1 protein-coding gene and 1 pseudogene are annotated in these 1,090 nt (G+C 45.9%); both read left to right on the forward strand.

Annotated features, from left to right (window positions below; translation table 11 throughout):
• Positions 1-413: pseudogene (locus BMX11_RS24040) on the forward strand (hypothetical protein); the annotation flags it as partial.
• 11 nt (positions 414-424) lie between these two features.
• Positions 425-1,090: ATP-binding protein (locus BMX11_RS24045; protein ID WP_090890152.1), on the forward strand; the 666-nt coding region annotated here is incomplete at its 3' end.

Raw genomic sequence — 1,090 nt, forward strand, 5'->3', positions numbered from 1 at the left:
TACACGTCCGGAGTTTCAGAAAACACCATTTCACAACCGTAAGGGAACATATGCCTGAAGCTCACCAATCTTTTTCAGATGAAAAGGGATGGGATCCTGAATATTATCTAAAACAGGCTGAAAAAGCAGGTCAGAACACTTATGACTTTATTCAAAAGCTGATGCATAGCAATCCCGTAATACATCAATCATATGCTGGCTGCGCCGGACTGATGCGGCTCTTGAAAGCCTATGGAGCGGCAAGAATGGAAGCTGCCTGCAAAAGGGCACTCACCGGGCACAGGTTTAAATACACTGTAATAAAAAACATCCTTGACAATAATATGGACATGGTCGAGGAAACAGAACAGAAAGAATACAGGACGCCACTACACCAGAACGTGCGAGGAGCTGAAGCATACAAAACCAACTAAAAAAGATCAATATGAATACACAGAACACAGCAGACCAGATGAAAAGCCTAAGGCTCAGCGGAATGGCAAGGCGCTATGAGGCAACACTACAATTGCCAATACACGAGATCCAGGACCCACATTCCATGCTCGCTATGCTTGTACAGGCAGAAATCGAGTACCGTGAGCATGCAAGAACAGAAAAATATCTCAGGTACAGTAAACTTAGATATCATGCCCTTCCCGAAGATATACTCTGTACCTCCGAGCGTGGCATTACCCGCGAACAGGTACTAAGACTCTCGGACGGCACTTTCATTGAACGTGGTGAAAATGTGCTCATCACCGGCGCTACCGGTTGCGGCAAAAGTTTCCTTGCCTGTGCACTGGGACGCAGTTCCTGCCTACTTGGATTCCGTACGCTATATTTCAGTATGAATAAGTTTCTGGATGCTCTTGCCCAGGCAAGGCTCGATGGAACTTACCTCCGATGGATTAAGGGGATATCCTCAAACAGGCTACTGATATTAGACGACTTTGGGCTTAAGCCCCTAAGCAATGATGCCAGGATAGCAATACTCGATATTCTAGAGGATAGATACGGCAACGGCGCGACAATAATAACCTCACAGCTCCCGGTGGATAACTGGTACAACTTTATAGATGAACCAACACTTGCAGATGCAATTATGGACAGG

Origin of the sequence: Pedobacter rhizosphaerae, assembly GCF_900111155.1 — a bacterium.
GTDB classification, from domain to species: Bacteria; Bacteroidota; Bacteroidia; order Sphingobacteriales; family Sphingobacteriaceae; genus Pedobacter; species Pedobacter rhizosphaerae.